16 protein-coding genes, 4 tRNA genes and 2 pseudogenes are annotated in these 18,663 nt (G+C 35.9%); 9 read left to right on the top strand and 13 right to left on the bottom strand.

Annotation, left to right across the window (positions count from 1 at the left end):
* The gene (locus DESTER_RS01710) at positions 1 to 1,164 is read left to right on the top strand and encodes a DNA repair exonuclease (protein ID WP_013637948.1); all 1,164 of its coding nucleotides are present in this window, start codon (positions 1 to 3) and stop codon (positions 1,162 to 1,164) included.
* Complete coding sequence (locus tag DESTER_RS01705; RefSeq protein ID WP_013637947.1) at positions 1,125 to 1,862, top strand: ComF family protein; 738 nt, start codon at positions 1,125 to 1,127, stop codon at positions 1,860 to 1,862. Before DESTER_RS01710 ends, DESTER_RS01705 begins: the two co-directional genes overlap by 40 nt.
* Here DESTER_RS01705 and DESTER_RS01700 read toward each other — a convergent pair.
* The 4 genes from DESTER_RS01700 to DESTER_RS01685 form a co-directional block, all read right to left on the bottom strand.
* Positions 1,859 to 2,815, bottom strand: coding sequence for an ABC transporter ATP-binding protein (locus tag DESTER_RS01700; RefSeq protein WP_013637946.1), 957 nt, complete (start codon positions 2,813 to 2,815; stop codon positions 1,859 to 1,861). The two genes, DESTER_RS01705 and DESTER_RS01700, sit on opposite strands and share 4 nt — an antisense overlap.
* Positions 2,815 to 3,606, bottom strand: a complete 792-nt coding sequence (gene panB / locus DESTER_RS01695; protein ID WP_013637945.1) for a 3-methyl-2-oxobutanoate hydroxymethyltransferase — start codon at positions 3,604 to 3,606, stop codon at positions 2,815 to 2,817. The genes DESTER_RS01700 and panB overlap by 1 nt, the downstream gene beginning before the upstream one ends.
* A complete protein-coding gene (gene rsgA, locus DESTER_RS01690) occupies positions 3,606 to 4,490 on the bottom strand; it encodes a ribosome small subunit-dependent GTPase A (protein ID WP_013637944.1) in 885 nt (294 codons plus the stop codon). Before rsgA ends, panB begins: the two co-directional genes overlap by 1 nt.
* A 150-nt stretch (positions 4,491 to 4,640) precedes the next feature.
* Positions 4,641 to 6,023 carry a class II fructose-bisphosphate aldolase gene (locus DESTER_RS01685; RefSeq protein WP_013637943.1) on the bottom strand — a complete coding sequence of 461 codons (1,383 nt, stop codon included), beginning with the start codon at positions 6,021 to 6,023 and terminating at the stop codon, positions 4,641 to 4,643.
* 99 nt (positions 6,024 to 6,122) lie between these two features.
* Between DESTER_RS01685 and DESTER_RS08465 the strand changes: the two genes are divergently transcribed.
* Together DESTER_RS08465 and nadB are read left to right on the top strand one after the other, a co-directional pair.
* A complete protein-coding gene (locus tag DESTER_RS08465) occupies positions 6,123 to 6,833 on the top strand; it encodes a septal ring lytic transglycosylase RlpA family protein (protein ID WP_013637942.1) in 711 nt (236 codons plus the stop codon).
* 22 nt (positions 6,834 to 6,855) lie between these two features.
* A complete protein-coding gene (nadB, locus tag DESTER_RS01675; RefSeq protein WP_013637941.1) occupies positions 6,856 to 8,415 on the top strand; it encodes an L-aspartate oxidase in 1,560 nt (519 codons plus the stop codon).
* On the opposite strand, the gene dapE is transcribed toward nadB, so the two are convergent.
* From dapE to DESTER_RS01645, 6 genes and pseudogenes are all read right to left on the bottom strand, one after another.
* Positions 8,412 to 9,473, bottom strand: a complete 1,062-nt coding sequence (dapE, locus tag DESTER_RS01670; RefSeq protein WP_013637940.1) for a succinyl-diaminopimelate desuccinylase — start codon at positions 9,471 to 9,473, stop codon at positions 8,412 to 8,414. The genes nadB and dapE overlap by 4 nt on opposite strands.
* 19 nt (positions 9,474 to 9,492) lie before the next feature.
* Positions 9,493 to 9,569 (bottom strand) — tRNA-Ile (locus DESTER_RS01665).
* Between the two features lie 16 nt (positions 9,570 to 9,585).
* Positions 9,586 to 9,661: transfer RNA gene (locus DESTER_RS01660), tRNA-Ala, on the bottom strand.
* Between the two features lie 10 nt (positions 9,662 to 9,671).
* Positions 9,672 to 9,749, bottom strand: a tRNA-Glu gene (locus DESTER_RS01655).
* Between the two features lie 9 nt (positions 9,750 to 9,758).
* A tRNA-Lys gene (locus tag DESTER_RS01650) sits at positions 9,759 to 9,834 on the bottom strand.
* 29 nt (positions 9,835 to 9,863) lie between these two features.
* A pseudogene (locus DESTER_RS01645) lies at positions 9,864 to 10,942 on the bottom strand (IS481 family transposase).
* Positions 10,943 to 11,040: 98 nt separating this feature from the next.
* Between DESTER_RS01645 and DESTER_RS01640 the strand changes: the two are divergent.
* The 4 genes and pseudogenes from DESTER_RS01640 to DESTER_RS01625 all read left to right on the top strand — a co-directional run bounded on the left by DESTER_RS01640 (position 11,041) and on the right by DESTER_RS01625 (position 14,918).
* Positions 11,041 to 12,028 (top strand): annotated as a pseudogene (locus DESTER_RS01640) (IS5-like element ISDeth1 family transposase).
* 61 nt (positions 12,029 to 12,089) lie between these two features.
* A complete protein-coding gene (gene thyX / locus DESTER_RS01635; protein ID WP_244829545.1) occupies positions 12,090 to 12,701 on the top strand; it encodes an FAD-dependent thymidylate synthase in 612 nt (203 codons plus the stop codon).
* Between the two features lie 3 nt (positions 12,702 to 12,704).
* Positions 12,705 to 14,012 carry an IS110 family RNA-guided transposase gene (locus DESTER_RS01630; RefSeq protein WP_013637888.1) on the top strand — a complete coding sequence of 436 codons (1,308 nt, stop codon included), beginning with the start codon at positions 12,705 to 12,707 and terminating at the stop codon, positions 14,010 to 14,012.
* 111 nt (positions 14,013 to 14,123) lie between these two features.
* Positions 14,124 to 14,918, top strand: coding sequence for a 2-amino-3,7-dideoxy-D-threo-hept-6-ulosonate synthase (locus tag DESTER_RS01625; protein ID WP_013637936.1), 795 nt, complete (start codon positions 14,124 to 14,126; stop codon positions 14,916 to 14,918).
* Between the two features lie 64 nt (positions 14,919 to 14,982).
* Here DESTER_RS01625 and DESTER_RS01620 read toward each other — a convergent pair whose 3' ends face one another.
* Both DESTER_RS01620 and DESTER_RS01615 read right to left on the bottom strand, forming a co-directional pair.
* Positions 14,983 to 16,413, bottom strand: a complete 1,431-nt coding sequence (locus DESTER_RS01620) for an aldehyde dehydrogenase family protein (RefSeq protein WP_013637935.1) — start codon at positions 16,411 to 16,413, stop codon at positions 14,983 to 14,985.
* Position 16,414: 1 nt separating this feature from the next.
* Positions 16,415 to 17,131 carry a metallophosphoesterase family protein gene (locus DESTER_RS01615; RefSeq protein ID WP_013637934.1) on the bottom strand — a complete coding sequence of 239 codons (717 nt, stop codon included), beginning with the start codon at positions 17,129 to 17,131 and terminating at the stop codon, positions 16,415 to 16,417.
* 31 nt (positions 17,132 to 17,162) lie between these two features.
* On the opposite strand from DESTER_RS01615, the gene DESTER_RS01610 reads away from it, so the two are divergent.
* Entirely contained in the window at positions 17,163 to 18,110 is a 948-nt protein-coding gene (locus DESTER_RS01610; protein WP_013637933.1) for an amino acid--tRNA ligase-related protein, read from the top strand.
* On the opposite strand, the gene DESTER_RS01605 is transcribed toward DESTER_RS01610, so the two are convergent.
* Complete coding sequence (locus DESTER_RS01605) at positions 18,091 to 18,663, bottom strand: UbiX family flavin prenyltransferase (protein WP_013637932.1); 573 nt, start codon at positions 18,661 to 18,663, stop codon at positions 18,091 to 18,093. The genes DESTER_RS01610 and DESTER_RS01605 overlap by 20 nt on opposite strands.

Raw genomic sequence — 18,663 nt, 5'->3', positions numbered from 1 at the left:
TTGAAAATAGCTCACATTTCAGATACCCATCTTGGCTATACTCAGTATAGACTATCTGAAAGAAAAAAAGATTTCTTTTTAGCATTTGAAAAAGCTGTAGACAGAATTATTGAAGAAAGAATTGATATAGTTATTCATACTGGTGACCTTTTTGAAACCCATCAGCCTGATATGGTGACTTTATCTCAGTGTATTGGTATTCTTCAAAAACTCAAAAATGCAGGAATAGAGTTTATAACAATTACCGGAAACCATGACAGAGTTTTAAGAAAAGGAACCATTCCACCACATAAAATTTTAGAAGAGCTTGGTCTTTTAAAACTTGTAGATCCTTATGGTGTACTAAAAATGGGAGATCTTTTTATTGCTGGTTTTAGATATCTTCCTAAAAGAATGATTCAACAACTTAAAGCTTCTTTTTTTGAAAAATTACAAGAAGAAGTAGATAAAAGCAAGTACTCTATATTAATGTTCCATCAGGGAATTGGGCAGTATCTTCCTCATGAAGAAAGCTTTGAAATGGAAATTTTTGACTTACCACAAGGTTTTAAATACTATGCTGGTGGACATATTCATGTTTTTGTAAAGGAAAAGCTATACAATGGAATTTTTAGTTATGCAGGTTCTACAGAATTTCGTTCAAAAAAGGAAGTTCTTTCAGGAAGGAGAGGCTTCAACATTTTTGATTTTAAAACAAATGAACTCAAACGTATCGAAATAGAAGGATTAAGGTCGTTTGAACTCCTTAAAGTTTCTGAAGATAAAGATGATATAAAAGAAAAATTGAAAGAATTGTCCCAACGAATAGAATGCTATGAAATTCCACCTGTTGTTTTAATCGATTACGTATACAAAACCACTGAACCTGAGGTTTTTAAGGTAATCTTTCAAGAAATAGAAAGGAGAGCTCTCTACCTTAAGATAAACAAAAAAAGGGTTACCGAAGAAACAATTGAAATTGAAAGTGAAAAGGGAAAATCTTTTTCAGAGTTTTTGACTGATTTCTTAAAGGAAAAAAATTATGGAGAAACGGTTATTAAATTGGCCGAAGAAGTTATCGAGTCTCAAACTGAACATGTTGAAGACATATTAAAAGATTATGTTAAGAAGGAAGTCGGAAAAGATTGGGAGGAAATAGAAAAGTATCTGCAGGAAAGTTTTTAAGAAATTTCATTCTTGATTTGCTTTTTCCAGAATACTGTCTTGTCTGTGGCTCTTTTCTCTTTTTAGATCATTCCTACATAGCCTGCAATAACTGCTGGGAAAGTTATTTCAAAGAGTTCAAAGGTAAAAAGTGTTCTACTTGTGGTTATCCATTAAAGCTAAAACCAGGAACAGCCTACTCTTGTAGAGATTGCCTTGAAACAGGAAGAAGCTTTTCTTTTGATGGTGTAGAGTACTTTGGAATCTACAGTGATTTAATAGATTTAGCAATAAAAACCTTAAAGTTTGAAAAAAAACTTCCAGTAGGCTGGAAAATAGGAGAAACAATAAAAGAACACATTCAAAAGTACATATATCAAACTAAAGTAGATTGCGTAATTCCTGTACCTTTACATAAAGAAGAATTAAAAGAAAGGGGATTTAACCAGTGTGAAGAAATTTTAAAAGGAGCTGAAATTTCTTTTGTTAGAGGTATTAAAAAAGCTTATAAAGTAGAAAGACAGTCTTCTCTTCCCTTAGAAAAGAGGGTAGAAAATATAAAAGGGATTTTCGAGGTTGTTGAAAAAGTATGGGGAAAAAGAATTTTGCTGTTTGATGATGTTTTTACAACTGGCTCTACAGTTAATGAAATATCAAGGGTTTTAAAAGAAAACGGAGCTTCTAAGGTTTTTGTTTATAGCGTTGCAAGGAGTATTTAAGTATACAAAAGGCAACTAACTTTGTGAGTTAGAGAAATCTCTATAGGTTTCATATCGTAAGTTAAACAATCTTTATTTCTTTTTGGACATCTTGGATAGAAAGGACAGCCCGTCTTTATTGTTTCTTCTGTGTCAATATCTGGAAGTTTTAAAACTTTTCTCTTTTTGATTGGATCTGGAACGGGAACAGACGATATTAAGACTTTTGTATAAGGGTGTTTGGTATCTGAAAATACTTCCTTTGAAGTACCTTCTTCAACTATATATCCTTTGTACATAACTATTACTCTATCGCTAATAGCTTCCACAACAGGAAGAGAATGAGAAATAAAAAAGTAAGAAACCCCTTGCCTTTCTTGAATATCTACAAGAAGATTTACTACCTGAGCTTGAACCGAAACATCAAGAGCAGAAGTTGGTTCATCTGCAACTATAAGTTCAGGGTTAAGTGCTATTGCTCTTGCAATAGCTATTCGTTGCTTTTGGCCTCCTGAAAGCTGATGAGGATATCTATTAAGATAAGAAGACGATAGTCCAACTGTAGAAAGGAGCTCTTTTGCTTTTTCCTCTAACTCTTTCTGTGAAAGGTCATAATTTATTTTCAATCCCTCTGTAACTATCTCCCAAATTTTCATTCTTGGATTTAGAGAATTTTGAGGATTTTGAAATATCGCTTGAACGTTTTTTCTATAAATTTTATAGCCTTCTTTACTTAGAGTTTGAATTTCTTTTCCTTTGTAAAGAACTTTCCCTTTATCAGGTCTTTCAAGATCAAGAATTACCTTTCCAAGAGTCGACTTTCCACAACCACTTTCTCCAATTACTCCAACAGTTTCTTTTGGAAAAATGGAAAGAGAAATACCGTTAAGAGCATTTATGACTTTTTCAACTTTTCCGAAAAAACTCTTCTTTACGGGAAAAGATTTGAAAACTTCTTTGATTTCAAGAATCATCAATAAGAATGCTCCCTGCCTGGAAACTTTCCAGACTTTACTTCTTCAATGTACTGTTTAACGGCTTCTCTTGCAAGTTTTCCGAGCTCTGCGTAACGCTTTACAAACTTTGGCTTGAACTCTTCAAAAAGACCAACCATATCATGAAAAACAAGAACCTGCCCATCACAGTACTTTCCAGCTCCAATTCCAATAGTTGGGATTGAAAGGCTTTCTGTTATCTCTTTTGACAGACTCTGAGGTATTTTCTCAAGAACAACTGCAAAAGCTCCAGCTTCCTCAACGGCTTTAGCATCTTCTATGATTTTTTCTCTTTCTTCTCCCTTACCTCTTAGTTTGTAACCACCATAAACGTTAACACTTTGAGGTTGAAGCCCAATGTGTCCCATAACAGGAATTCCGGAATCTACAAGAGCTCTAATTACTTCCTTTTGAGTAACTCCGCCTTCAATCTTCACAGCATCGCATCCTGTTTCTTTTAGAGCTCTTCCTGCGTTTAAAATAGCATCTTTTACTCCTGTTTGATAAGAAAGGAACGGCATATCAAAGATAACCATTGCATTTTTCCTACCTCTAACAACAGCTTTTGTATGATGAATCATCTCCTCCATTGTTACAGGAATAGTAGATGAATACCCAAGAGCTACCATTCCAAGAGAATCTCCTACCAAAATTGCATCAACTCCAGCACTATCAACAATCTTTGCAGTTAAATAATCGTAAGCAGTCAAAACCGTTATTTTTTCTCCTCTCTTCTTTTTTTCCAAAAATGTTGCAGTAGTTATAGCCATTAATCGCAAACCTCCTTAAGCCAAGGTACAAACTCTTTTGTCATCTTTAAATAATTCTTGTATCTCTCACAGGAAATTTCACCTTTTTTTAGCGCTTCCCTGACCTCACAGCCCTCTTCGTTTAAATGAAGACAATCTGAGTATTTACATTGATATCTTAAGAACTCAGGAAAGTAAAATCTAACTTCTTCTTTCTCCATGAAGTTAAGTGCTTCAACCCTTGAAAATCCTGGAGCATCTCCAATGAAACTGCCTTCAAACGGAATCAATCTTACCTCTCTTGTTGTATGTTTTCCTCTTTCTGTCTTCCTGCTTACCTCACCAATTCTCAGCTCTTTTCCTGTTAGTTTCGAAATTAGAGAGCTCTTTCCAACTCCAGATGGTCCTGCAAAAATAGAAATCGCTCCTAAAAGTTCTCTTCTTAACTCCTCTATACCCTCTTTAGTTTCTGCACTTGTCTTTATAACTTTGTATCCTGCATTTTTATAAATCGTGTACCAGCGTTGGAGCTCCTCTTTTCCAACTTCATCAAGAAGATCAATCTTGTTGAAAACAATAACCGTATCAAGACCTAAGTAGCTATATACAACGAGCAAATTATCCATTAAAAAACTTTGAAAAGGAGGATTTTGAATCGTTGCAACAATAACTACTTTTTCTACATTAGCAATTGGTGGTCTTATAAGAAGATTTTTCCTTTCCTCAATTACTTCAATTGCAAAACTTTCGCTATCAACAATTCTTCCTTTTACTTTATCTCCAGCATAAACTTTATCCTTTTTCTTTACCTTACCAAGAGGAATTCCCCTGTAAGATTTATTTTTCTCAGGAACAAAAACTGTTATTTTTTGTCCTGCTCTTTCAATAACTATTCCTTCTACCATAAAGTAAGATAACCTCCTTTTTTAGCCTTCATTAAGAAAAATTGTAATAAAAACATTTGAAATGAAAAATTCGTGTAAAAGGAAGACAGTAAAAGTCCAGATTAAATCCCCTTCCTGAAAATTATTTTAAGCCCCCAAAGGGGGCAAAAATTAATAAGGTCTTCTTTTGTAGATCTTAACAGGCTTAATGTACTTATCAATATACTTTTTAGTTCCATAGACGTTTAACTGTTCAAAGAGGAACCTAAACTTCTTTTCAAGTTCAGCCATTATCTTCTCTTTCACGTCCTGTGGTAGATCCCAGAATTTCTTCTTGAATGGTCCAAAGGCCTTCTTTCTTGTCTTGTAGATGAATTGCTCCTCTGTCCAGCCCTCTTTCCACTCGTTTTTAAGTTCAGTCTTGAGCCAGCTATAAATTTCTTGTTTAAAATCTTCTGGAAGGTGATCATAAATGATATTCTGGAATCCTGTCGCGAGATGGATTTCGGCTGTTTTTACTTCAGGGAACTTGTGGAATAGCTCATCTGGAAGCGTTGAAGCACCATGCTGAACAGCACCAGCCATTGAGTATTTCTTTCTTGCAACTTCTCCGATCTTCTCAAGAACAGAAAAGTCAAGCTTAACTTCAGCTATTTTTCCATCTGGGAGTGGAACACCACCGTGTTCAGTTCCTGTCTGAACGCTTATCTTACTAATACCTGGAATATTTTTTCCATATTTTTTAAGACTTTCAAGATATCCTTCCATAAAAGCTTCAAATTCTTCCGGTGTTGAATTCTTACCACCGATGTGTCCAATTTCTCCACCAACAGAAACTGTAATTCCCTGAGGTTCTATTTCTCTAATAAAAGCTGTCATTTTTGCAGTGTTTAAGTAGTTAAAATACTGCTGTTCTTTAAGAGTAGGCTTACTATAATCAACAAGTGTTGATGGATCAATATCAATGTTGTAAAAGTCAGCTTCAATAGCTTCTTTTGTAAGAGCTTTTATATTTTCAAGTTCCTTTTCTGGATCCTCAGCGTACTTTTTGGCATTAAACTGGAAGTGGTCTCCTTGAATAAAAACAGGACCTTTATATCCTTCCTTTATAGCAGCAGCAAGTGCACAAGCTGTATATTCAGCTGGTCTTTGCTCTGTATAACCAATCTCAGACTTTGCAATTTCAAGAATAAAAGCTCCAATTTCTTTCTCAACTGCAATTTTAAAAATCTGTCTCATGACATCGTAAGTCATTCCCCTAATATTCATTGCAGGAACTGTAAACCACTGGTCTATTTCTCCATTGGCCATTCCCTGTACGTAAAGATCGTGTATAGATGCTGGGACAATATCTAATTCAAGAGCTATTGCTCTAATAAGCCATCTGCTGCATTCTTTTTCCTTTCCCTCATCCCCAAAAACTGCTGTGTAAATGAGCCTATCTATTAGCTCGTTTCTTACTTTTTGTTCGTCAAGGACTTTTACTCTATCTTCTCCAACTTCAATAATACCTTTCAAAGCATCTTTAAGCTCATCACAGGTAAATTTTTCCATAATGGTTCCCTCCTTAAAATTTGTTTACAAAATTTTACGATAAACTTTGTTTGTAATGTAAAATTTCAGTGTTATATGTCACTTTTGAGAAATTTGGTTATGAGAAAAATTTGGTTATTAATGTTACTTAGTTTTTTCTTCCTAAGCTGTGGAGAACAAAAAAGAATTTATTGGAATTTTCCAGTTACAAAATCTAATTGTAAGTATACATATAAAGTTAACGGAAGAACTTACTGTGTAAGAAAAAAGGCAGATGGTTACGTTGAATACGGAATTGCTTCTTGGTATGGTCCAGGATTTCACGGCAGACGAACCGCAAGCGGAGAAATCTATAATATGTACAAGCTAACAGCTGCTCATAAAACTCTTCCACTTGGAACTTATGTAAAAGTCATAAATTTAGAAAATGGAAGAAGTGTTATCGTTAAAATAAACGACCGTGGTCCTTTTGTAAGAGGAAGAATCATAGATCTTTCGTATGCTGCTGCTAAGAAAATAAGAATGTTAAAAAAAGGTACTGCAAAAGTAAAAATAATTGCTTTAGGAAAAAGAGTTAATCATAAGTATATACCCGTAGAAATTAAAAAAGGAAGATTCTACATACAAGTTGGAGCTTTTAAGAACAAACTAAATGCTTATAAATTCAAAAATAGAATCTACAAAAAGTTTGGTATTAAGGCCAAAGTTGTAAAATTAGACAATTATTATAGAGTTCTTGCTGGTCCTACATACACTTACAAAAAAGCTAAAGAGTTCAAGAAAAAATTAAGAAATATTGGTATTAAAGATTCCTTTATAATTAGATATTAGTTTAAACTCTACCGGAGGAAACGTGAAAAGTTTTCTTTCTGTTGATACAGCAACTATTTCTCATAAAGAGTATGATGCTATAGTTGTTGGAAGTGGTGCTGCAGGTCTCTTTTGTGCTACAAAACTTTCATCTCTTGGTCTAAAGGTATGTGTTCTAACAAAAGATGCTGCAGATGTTGGTTCTACAAAACTTGCACAAGGAGGAATAGCAGCAGCCCTTTCAAAAGAAGACAGTCCGGATTTACACTTTAATGATACTCTCAAAGCAGGAGCCGGACTTGTAAAAACAAAAATGGCAAGAATTCTAACAGAAGAAGGCGTCAAAAGAGTCATAGATCTCATAAGAATGGGAGCAAACTTTGAAACTAACGAAAAAGGATTGTTGAAGTTTACAAAAGAAGCTGCACATTCTGTAGCAAGAATAGTTTACTATAAAGATAAAACAGGTGAAGAAGTTGAAAGAGCATTACTTGATAGTTATCGAGGGGACATCATTGAGTTTGCAGAGGTTAAAGAACTTATAGTTAAGAATAATAGATGTTATGGTGTTATCTACGAAAAAGACGGGAAAATAAATGCCATATATGCTCCTGTCACAGCTATTGCTACCGGAGGAGCAGCTGGAATCTACCTGAAAAACACAAACCCTCCAACCTCTACCGGTGATGGAATAGCAATTGCTCTTAGATACGGAGCTAAACTTCAGGATTTAGAATTTGTCCAATTTCATCCAACAGCATTTTGTGATGATTCTGAATGCTTTCTCATATCTGAAGCTGTAAGAGGAGAGGGAGCTATTATCGTTGATGAACAGGGAAGAAGGTTTATGGGAGACTATCATCATCTTTGGGAACTTGCACCAAGAGATGTTGTAACAAGAGCAATAGAGTGCCAAAAGAAGATATGCGGAGGAAACGTTTATCTTGACTTTAGACCGATTGAAAAGAAAGGAATAGACATATTCAAGAGATTTCCAACAATTACATCAAAACTCTTCGAGAAAGGATTGAATCCCAAAAAAGACCTTATTCCAATTACACCTGTTGCTCATTACTATATAGGTGGAATAGCAGTAGATAGTTTCGGAAGGAGTTCTATAGAAGGATTATTTGCCGTTGGTGAAGCTTCATGTACAGGAGTTCATGGAGCAAACAGACTTGCCAGCAACTCACTACTTGAATGTCTTGTCTTTGGGGAGAGAACTGCCTATGGAATGTATAGAGATTGGAGATATTTAAGACAAGATTTTTCACCTATAGGAATAAAACTAAATCAAAAATCTGTGTTAAGTAACAATAAATTTTCTTTAAAAGAAGTTCAGGAGATAATGTGGAAAAATGTTGGAATTGTAAGAAGTGCTGAATCTCTTACAAAAGCAATAGACAAACTTTCTGAAATTGCTAACTCAAATTCTGACTGGCAAGTTAGAAATGGAGCTGTTTTAGGTCTTGCAATTACAATAAGTGCAATGAGAAGAGAAGAAAGCCGAGGAGGACACTATAGAAGCGATTTTCCTTATGAAAGAGAAGAGTTCAGAAAACACAGCACTTTCACGCTAAGCGACCTTGAGAGATTGATTTAATCTTTCAGAAACGCATACAACATCTCATAACATTCTTTAACTTTTTCTATTTCAACATATTCGTTTTTTTGGTGGGCTTGGTGTGGTTGACCGGGACCAAAGTTAACAGCATCTATTCCGTGATAGGAAAACTGTGCAACATCTGTCCAAGCTTGTTTTGGCTCAATAGGAAGATTAAACCTCTTGAGAAACTCAACTAAAATTGGATTATCTATGCAAGGTCTTGCAGCAGGAGAGAGATCGGTAAATTCAATTTCATCTGCTTCAATCTGTTCTTTTATTTTAAGTAGATCCTCTTTAGCTTCTTCTAATGTTTTTGTTGGAGAAAATCTGTAGTTAAGATTAACCTTAAATTCTTCTGGAATTATGTTTCTTCCCCCTTTAAACTCGGTCATTGTTGCATTGAGAACTTCAAAGTAGGAAAGCTTTCCAACTTTGTACTCAACAGGTTCAAGTTCATTAAGGAACTTTAAAAGCTTCCAACCTTTGTGAATAGCATTATGCCCTTCCCAGGGTCTTGCAGAATGAGCTCTCTTACCTTTGAATTTGAACCAGGCGTGAATTACCCCAAGGCACCCAACCTGGACGACATTATCGGTAGGCTCAAGGACAAAGGCAAAGTCTATTTTCTTTAAGAGATCAAGGTATCTATCAAATATTTGTCTTAGACCATTATCAAGATAAGGTCCCTCTTCCTTTTCGTAAAAAATAAAAAAAAGATTGTACTTTGAACTTTTAAATGCAAAGTCCTCAATCAATTTAAGCATAACTGCGTCACCAGCTTTCATATCACTGGTGCCAAGACCGTAAAGTTTTCCATTAATTATTTGCCCTGTGTAGTCATTTTCTCCTGGAACTGTGTCAAGATGTCCTACAAGAGCAATCGTTTTCTTTTTAGATTCAAAATGAGTGTAAGCTACTATGGTGTTATTTTCCCTAATTACTGAAAGCTTAGAATTTTTTTCTTTTATAAAATTTTCAACGAAATCAGCAATTTCCTTTTCGTTTCCATAAACAGAAGGGATAGATATAAGCTTTTGGAGGAGAGAGACTGGCATAATAACCTCTTTATAAAAATGGTGGGCCCGGGAGGACTCGAACCTCCGACCGTCCGGTTATGAGCCGGATGCTCTAACCAACTGAGCTACAGGCCCCTTTTATCATCTACTCTGGTGGAGCCGGTGGGACTTGAACCCACGACCTTCAGACTGCCAGCCTGACGCTCTCCCAGCTGAGCTACGGCCCCAAAATAGTAATGGCGTCCCCAGGGGGATTCGAACCCCCGTCGCCGGCGTGAAAGGCCGGTGTCCTAGGCCGGGCTAGACGATGGGGACGCATTTAAGTGGTGAGCCGCCCAGGACTCGAACCTGGGACCTACGGATTAAAAGTCCGTTGCTCTACCAACTGAGCTAGCGGCCCACTTTTAAGACGAAGGATAATATAGGCAGCTAGAAAAAGATGTCAAGCCATGTGTTCGAGTTCAATACATGGTGGACACCTTGATGACTTCTAATATAGTCCTCAAACTTCTCAGCGGGAGTCTTGTAATTTAAAGAGTGATGGGGTCTAAGAAAGTTGTAAATCTTTAAATACTCAAAAAGTTTTTTATTCATCTCATCAACAGTCGGTTCTGTTCCTTCTATCATCCATAGTTCACTTTCTGTCGTTTGAATAAACCTTTCTACATGCGCATTAGTCTTGGGAGATTTCGGATAACTAAAGTAGTGTTCTATCCCTTTTCTTTTAAGATATTCGTCTAACTCCCCTAAAAATTCGCTCCCGTTATCCGTTTGAACTTTCTCTATCTTGAAGGGAAGAAATTTTTCAAGTTCTTCAAAAAACCTTCTTCCGCTCCTGCTGCTTTTTGTAGAATAAACCTTGGCAAATGCTATTCGGGTGAACTTGTCTATTGCCGTGAACTGGTAAAAGGTTTTACCGCACCAGTAGAGGTATTTAACGTCCATGAGGATTGTTCCTGGTTTGTCTGCTCTTAGTCCTTTTCTGGTGCGGTTCTTTTTCCCTTTCTGTTTCTTCCTCTTGTAGGTACTTTTTAGTTTCCAGGTTCTTTCTATTAGTCCGTGTCTTTTGAGAACCCTGTAAACTGTAGAGGATGATATTTTTACATTTAGGTATCTTTCCATGAAGGCTGCTATCTTTTCTTTGCTCCAGGTTGGGAATTTTCCCTTATTGTGACGATGATGTGTTCTATTTCAGGTTCTGTTTGGGGTTGTCTTACTTTATGAGGTCTTTTGTTTCTGTCTTGGAGTCCTTCTATCCCGTACTTGTCGTATCTTTTTTTCCACTTGTAGAAGGTTGTTGGACTGATGCCAAAGTATCTGCATGTTTTTCTGGCGTTGCCTGTTTTGTGGTAGTACTCTATCCATTTCAGTCTTTTTTTAACGTTTCTGTCTTTTGTTAGGTCAAGTTTCTTTTTTACTCTTCTTCCTTCTTTCAGGGTTTCTTTGAATGCTGTATTTGTGCTTGATATATGGAGGGATGTTCCTTTGAATCTTTTCAATTGTTTCATCGGTGGACACCTCCTTCTGGGATTCAAAGGTTATTGTAGGGTGTCCACCTTCTATCTGAACTTCAACAGCCATGTCTAAAATTGAGGGTGTTTGAAAATTGCCAAAATTAAGAAAAAAGCCTATCCTCTCCGGTATGAAAGCGAAAAGACTAAATTTCCACAAAGTACTCAACCTATCAAAAACATACATGAACCGGAGAGGACAGGCTGTACTGGTATATTTATATCCTTTTAAAACCAAAAGAGGAAGACCCAAGAAATACCCTGACGAGATAATTCTTACCCTTCTTTTCCTCCAAGTAGCCTGGAACCTATCATTCAGAGACCTTGAATATTTGGCAGTTCAGATATTTGGAAGAGAGAATATTCCTGATTTTTCAACCTATTATTACCGACTCAAGCAACTACCTTCCATTCTCCTTGTAGATTTTCTGAACTTTGTCTCTCGAAGACTCTTAGGGAAGTATCATAAAGAACTAAGATTTCTGATAATAGATGGAACTGGCTTCAAATACAATGAGATTTATCCATTGAAAATTCTAAGAGGCAAAGAGATAAAGGAGGTAAAAAGCCACGTTAAAGTTGTTGTATTAAGCGTTCATCTAAAAGATGGAAAAAGGTTCATTCTTACTGCATTACCTGGAGAGAGTTACGCTTCGGAAGTGAAACTTGGAGAGAAAATAGTTAGGTGGTTAAACGAAAGGGGATTTATATGGAGAGCTTTGAAAGGAAAGCCATTTTTAGGAGACAAAGCTTATGACAGCATTAAGTTTATTGAGCTTGTTCTGTTAGTAGGCTTAAAGCCTTACATAAAGGTGAGAGAAACATTAAGGAAGGGAATTAAATCTGAGATTAGGCTTAAATGCAAAGAGCTTTTAGAATCTGATGAAATTTACAGGTTTAGAGGACTGATAGAGAGTATTTTTGGAGAAGTTAAGCAGGATGTTGGAAGTTACGAGAAAACAAAGAGCTTTCATATAGCTCAACTGTTTGTTTTAGCTAAGTTTATCCTCTTTAACATGGGAGTTTTGTTCCATGGGAGTTTTGTTCTTTGTCTGGATGATTTTTCAAACACTCTCTGTCTAAAATTTTCAGAAGCAATATTAATACCGTATAATTTTATATTCCATAATTAGTAAGGAGCTTAATGATGGAAGTACTCCTTCTCTCAGAAAATGTTCCACCTTTGGAAGGAAACTTAAAAGTTTTACTGAGACATTCTCACTTCACGTTTTTAGTTGATGGAATATCAAGAGCATGTTCCCATCAGCTTGTAAGACACAGACCTGCCTCTTATAGTCAGCAGTCTCAAAGATATGTTGCAATGAAAAACTTTCCTTACGTTATTCCTGAGTCCGTAAGGAAGAAAAAAGTTGAAATAGAAGGCAAGACTTATAGCTACAACGATGTTATGATGTTCATAGGTAAATTCTATGAAGCACTTGTTGAAGAAGAAGTACCTAAGGAAGATGCAAGATTTGTGCTTCCTAATGCTTGTACTACAAGAATTGTTTTTACTATGAATGGGGAAGAGCTTATTCATTTTCTAAGACTTCGTACTTGCACAAGAGCTCAATGGGAAATCAGAAAGGTAGCCATCAAAATGCTTAAAATTTTAAGAGAAAAACATCCTTCGCTTTTTAAGTCTGTAGGCCCCAATTGCTATTATCTTGGCTACTGTACAGAAGGAAAAAAAAGCTGCGGTAGGCAAAAGGAAATGAAAGCTTATTTTTCTTCTCTTTGTAAGGAGATGATATAAAAGATGTCACCCCCTGAAATTCGGGACTATAGTAAAGAGGCAACCTTTAAAGGCAGGAGGCTGGATTTTTCCCTGGGGAATAAGCCCCGTGCGTGGAGATTAGCCGATGCCTCCTGCCGGCTAATTATAGTGGCGGGAAGCGCCGTATTGGAGTATGGGAATAGTCCCGAAGCAGAGGTTGCAAAACACAAAACATATCAGGGGGTAGAGATGAAGGAGAAGGTAGAGAAAACACTGTATGTCGGAGTGGACTACCACAAAAACAGCTTTACAGCAGCTTATTTAGATTGTCTGACAGGGATACTTAATACCAAGAAGTACGAAGCAGAAGAGTTAGAGAAATTTAAAAATCACCTAACAACTTTTAGGAAAAAAGGATATTCAGTAAAAGTTGCGGTAGAAACCTTAACAGGAGTAACATTTTTTACGGAGGAGATAAGGAACTGCGTTGATGAAATAACTTACGTTAACACTAACAAATTTAAGAACATTCTAAAAGGTGTTAACAGTGCTAAAAACGACAGGATAGATGCAGAAACGATAGCCATTTACTATGAAATGGGCTTACTTCCGACAGTTTACGTCCCGACGAGAAAAGAAAAAGAGCTAAGGATAAAGATGAAAGAGAGAGATAGCTTTGTAGATATGAGAAAAGGGGTAATTAACAGACTTCATAGCCTATTGCTTGAATATGGGATAAAGACAAACAAGAGAGAACTCACCACGAAGAAAGGGATGGAAAGGATAAAGGAAGAAACGAAGAAGAAAGTGCCTCCGTCATTACGAGAAACGATATGGAGGCAAATAGAAACAATAGAATACTTAACAGATAAGATAAGAGAGACAGAAGAAGATATCAAGAGTTTTATAGGAGAAGATGAGGAGCTTAAGGGAAAAGTAGAACTTCTAAAAAGCATACCTGGAGTAGGAGATATAGTAGCTATAGCCTTTATATCTGCCGTATGTAACGAAGAGAGGTTTGAAAACGGAGACAAGGTAGCGGCTTATTTTGGACTTGTTCCTCGTGTTAATAGTAGTGGAGACGAAGTTAGAAATGGAAGGATAACAAAGAAAGGGGACAGCAGAACGAGGAACAAGATTATCCAGGCTACGAGAGCGTTATTGAACAGCAAGTTAGACAATTCAGTTAAAAGATTTTACGAAGGGTTAGTTAAAAAAGGTTTAGAGAAGAAGAAAGCGCTGATAGCTGCGGCGAGGAAATTGGTTAAAGTAATGTTCGCAGTTTTGAGAGAGAGAAGGCAATTTATGGATTTTGTTGAAAATAAATGCAACCTCTGTGTTGGGGGTTGACATCTTTCATAGGAGGGAAATAGTCAGTAATTTATTAAATTTTCTCAGAATACTGCTAAAATTCTTACAGAAAAATTCAGCTTTGTAAAATTAGTTTAGGAGGTTTTTATTATGAAGATAGGAAAAGCTATAAGAATGGAAAGAATTTTAAACAGAGAAACAGGAAATACTGTAATAATTCCTATGGATCATGGCGTTTCCATGGGACCTATTCCAGGGATAATAGATATCAGAGAATCCATAGACAGAGTTGCAAATGGTGGAGCTAATGCAGTTATTATTCATAAAGGTCTTGTAAGACATGGTCATAGAAAAGGCGGTAAAGACGTTGGACTTATTCTTCACATGTCAGCAAGTACTTCTCTTTCTCCAAAACCAAATACTAAAGTACTTGTTTGTACTGTAGAAGAAGCTATTAAGCTTGGTGCTGATGGTGTTTCAATTCATGTGAATCTTGGAGATATAAATGAAGATAAGATGCTTGAAGACTTTGGAAGAGTTTCAGAAAGCTGTCTTGAATGGGGAATGCCGTTAATAGCTATGATGTATGCAAGAGGAGAACATATAAAAGATCAGTTTGATCCTGAAGTAGTTGCTCACTGCGCAAGAGTTGCTGCTGAGCTTGGAGCTGACATTGTAAAAGTTGCCTATACTGGAGATCCAGAATCATTCAGGAAGGTAACAGAAGGCTGTCCTATACCGGTAGTTATTGCTGGTGGACCAAAGATGGATAGCGATATGGAAATACTTGAAATGGTTGAAGGAGCTATGAAAGCTGGAGCTAAGGGTGTTTCTATTGGAAGAAATGCTTTCCAGCATGAAAATCCTGAGAAAATAGTAAAAGCAATTGCTGCTATAGTTCACGAAGGAAAGTCTGCAAAAGAAGCTGCAGAGTATTTAAAATAATTTAGTAAGGGGAGGATATCCCCTTACTTATACTATCACTATTTCTAATAGTATCACCTAATACTTAACCAAGGTCAAAACAAATTGTTTTTATCTCTGTCATTTCTTCTATAGCAAAATGTGGACCTTCCCTTCCTATTCCGCTTTCTTTCACGCCTCCATAAGGCATTTGGTCAACCCTAAATGTTGGAATCTCGTTAACCATTATTCCACCGCATTCAACTTCTTCACTAAACTTAAAAGCATTTTTCAAATTATTTGTAAATATTCCGGCTTGAAGACCGTAAGGAGAGTTATTTACCTGGTTTATTCCTTCTTTAATGGAAGAAACTTTATTAACAATAATTACAGGTCCAAAAACTTCCTTTCTAAAGAGTTTAGCCTTTTCAGGTACATTTATAACTACTGTTGGTTCAATCAGTGTATTTGAAATCCTTTTACCGCCACAGACTATTTCTGCTCCTAATGATTTTGCTTCTTCTATCCACTCCATAATTCTGTCTGCTGCATTTTCATCTATTACAGGCCCCATGCCAGTATCATCTTTTCTTGGATCTCCTACTTTTAAGGTCTTTGAGAATGCTGTAATTTCTTCTATAAAGGTATCAAAAAGCTTTTCATGAACAAAAACTCTTTGAACTGATATACAGACTTGTCCAGCAAGAGCAAAACCTCCTCTTGCAACCTTTTCGGCTATTTCTTTAAGCCTATAATCCTGATCCTCATCTATATACACACCAGCGTTTGAACCAAGTTCCATTGCATACTTTTTAAGTCCTCCTCTACTCATAATAATCTTTCCAGTTTCAACGCTTCCCGTAAATGTAATCATTCTGACATCTTTACTTCGGACAAGGGCATCTCCTGCTTCCTCACCATATCCAGTTACAACATTAACTGCTTCAGGAGGAAATCCAGCTTCAATTAAAACCTCAGCAAGTTTGATAACTACTAACGATGTATTTTCAGAAGGTTTTATAATAACGCTGTTTCCGGCTGCTAAAGCAGGAGCAACTTTATGACAGGTAAGGTTTAGAGGAAAATTAAATGGAGTTATACATCCAATTATTCCAAGAGGAACCCTTCTATAAAAACCTACTTTATTTTCTATTCCTGGAGCAGCATCAAAAGGTACTTCTTCGCCAAGAATTCTCTTTGCTTCTTCTGCCGAAAGTGTTATAGTGTTTACTGCTCTTCCTACTTCTCCCATAGACTCTTTTATAGTTTTTCCAACTTCAAGAGTAAGAAGGTGTGCAAATTCATTAGCTCTTTTTGAGATGATTCTTGCAGCTCTTTGAAGACATTGATACCTTTCATAAGCAGTCATTTTCTTAATTTTCTCAAATCCAACTTTTGCAGATTCTGCAGCTAGATTTACATCTTCTTCTTTTCCCCTTGGAATTGTTCCAACTAAAGAACCATCATAAGGAAAGAGGATTTTTATTTCCTCCTGTGTGTAAACTTTCTTTCCGGCAATTAACATATAACCTTTCATTCTACACCCCCACAAGTAATCTTGCTGCTAAGAATTTAGGAAGTCCAGCTTTTAAAATGGCTTTCGCTGCCGACTTTACGTCATATTTCACCCGTCGAAAGTAAATAGTTTTTCCATCAAAGATTATAAAAGAAGCTTCAGGATTTCTATCCCTTGGTTGTCCTACACTTCCAGGATTTATAAGATATCTTCCTTTTTTAAGTTTAACTATAGAAGTTCGAATCCTATCCGGATTTGCTACCTCTAGTTTAAAAACTGTAGGTATATGAGTATGTCCAAAGAAACAAACTTGTCTAACTTGTCTAATGAGTCCATGGTAAGCATCTTCTATCGTTAATATATACTTCATACTTCCTGATGATTCAGGAGTATCGTGAACCAATTGAAATTTAGAAGTTAATACTTGTACTCCCTTTGACATAAGAAAGTCTAAGAATTTCTCTTTTAGAACTTCTTTCGTCCAAAGGATTGTTCTAGCAGCATAATCATTTAGCATTGAAATATCTACAAGATTCAAAAGTGCTAATTCATGGTTTCCTAAAACAAAGTGAGTACAGTTATCTTCAATCCACTGAAGACACTCATTTGGGAAAGCACCGTAACCTACAACGTCCCCTAAACACCAAACTTCATCAACCTGTTCTTTCTCTAATTCTTCAGCTACAGCCTGTAAGGCATGGATATTTCCATGGATATCGGATATTATTCCTACTTTCATAGATATAAAGTTTATTACGGAGTAGCCATAAATGGAAGAGATTTTAAAGCTAAGAAGCAAACTTTTAAAAGTTGTTAGGGGATTTTTTGAACTTCAAGGATTTATAGAAGTTGAGACACCCTTAATGGTACCTTATGAAAATCCTGATTCTAATGTTGTTAATGTTAAAGTTTCATTTTCTAACTTTTCAGGAAAGAAGTTTAATTGGTTTTTACATACTTCTCCAGAATTTTTTATGAAAAGAATTATTTGGCATGGTATTCCAAGAATCTATCAAATTTCTAAGGTATTTAGAAATGGAGAAATTACAGAATCTCACAATGTTGAGTTTACAATGGTTGAATGGTATAGAACAGGAGCTGATTATAAAAAAGGAATGGAAGAGACTCTTGAACTTCTAAAAGAATGTGTTAAAGCAGCAAAAAAAGAAGAGCTATCTTACAGAGGAAAGAGATCTCACTTACATGGATATATCTCTTTTACTGTTGAAGAAGCTTTTAGAGAGTTTGCAGGTGTAAAGGACATTTTTGATGAAGAGGAAGTCTTAAAAGTTTCTAAAGAAAAAGAATATGAATCTGCTTTCTTCAAGCTTTTAGTTGATAAAGTGGAACCAGCTCTTGCTGAATTTCAAGTTCCCGTTTTTCTCTACAATTACCCTGCAAAATTCTCTGCTATGGCTAAGGTTAAAGGAAATTATGCAGAAAGATTTGAGCTTTACGTTTGTGGTTTAGAGCTTGCCAATGGTTATACAGAGCTCACAGATTTTGAAAGTTATAAGAAGAAATTCTTTGAAAAAGGAAAACAAGCAGTAGATAAAGGATTTTTAAAACTTCTCAAAGAAAAACCTCTACCATCTTGTGAAGGTGTTGCTTTGGGTTTTGATAGGGTTTTAATGCTAATCACTGGAAAAAAGATACATGAAGTAATTCCTTTTTCTACAAAAAAATTGATTAATGAACTTATTCTCCCCAATTTTTAATTAGATTAAATTCTTTACCTGTCAGAGCTCTTAGAGCTCTTTCCACTACGAAGTTAACTAAATCGTCTACTTTTTGAGGCTTTCCGTAAAATCCAGGAGATGCAGGTAGTATTGTTGCTCCAGCATCATTGACTTTTAACATATTTTCAATGTGAATTCTGTTTAACGGAGTTTCTCTAAGAACCAAAATCAAAGATCTTTTTTCTTTGAGTGTTACATCTGCAGCCCTATGTATTAAGTTCCTTGTTGTTCCCGATGCTATATGACCTAAAGTTCCAGCTGAACATGGAGCTATAATCATTCCTATTGCCTGATAAGAACCGCTTGAAGGGAGAGCAAATAAGTCATTATGTGAAAAAAGAGTTACCTGCTCTCTTGGAAAAGAATCTACAAATTCTTCTACCGTCATACCTATTTCATACTCAAACACTTTTTTGCCAATTTCTGAGAAGATAATATCAACTAAATAACTGTTTGCAACTAAAACCTCTACGATTCTTTTACCGTAAATAGAACCACTTGCACCTGTTATCCCGACAATAACTCTTTTCAT

Origin of the sequence: Desulfurobacterium thermolithotrophum DSM 11699 (assembly GCF_000191045.1) — a bacterium.
In the GTDB taxonomy this organism is placed as follows: domain Bacteria; phylum Aquificota; class Aquificia; order Desulfurobacteriales; family Desulfurobacteriaceae; genus Desulfurobacterium; species Desulfurobacterium thermolithotrophum.
This window is presented reverse-complemented; position numbering and strand designations above follow the sequence as displayed.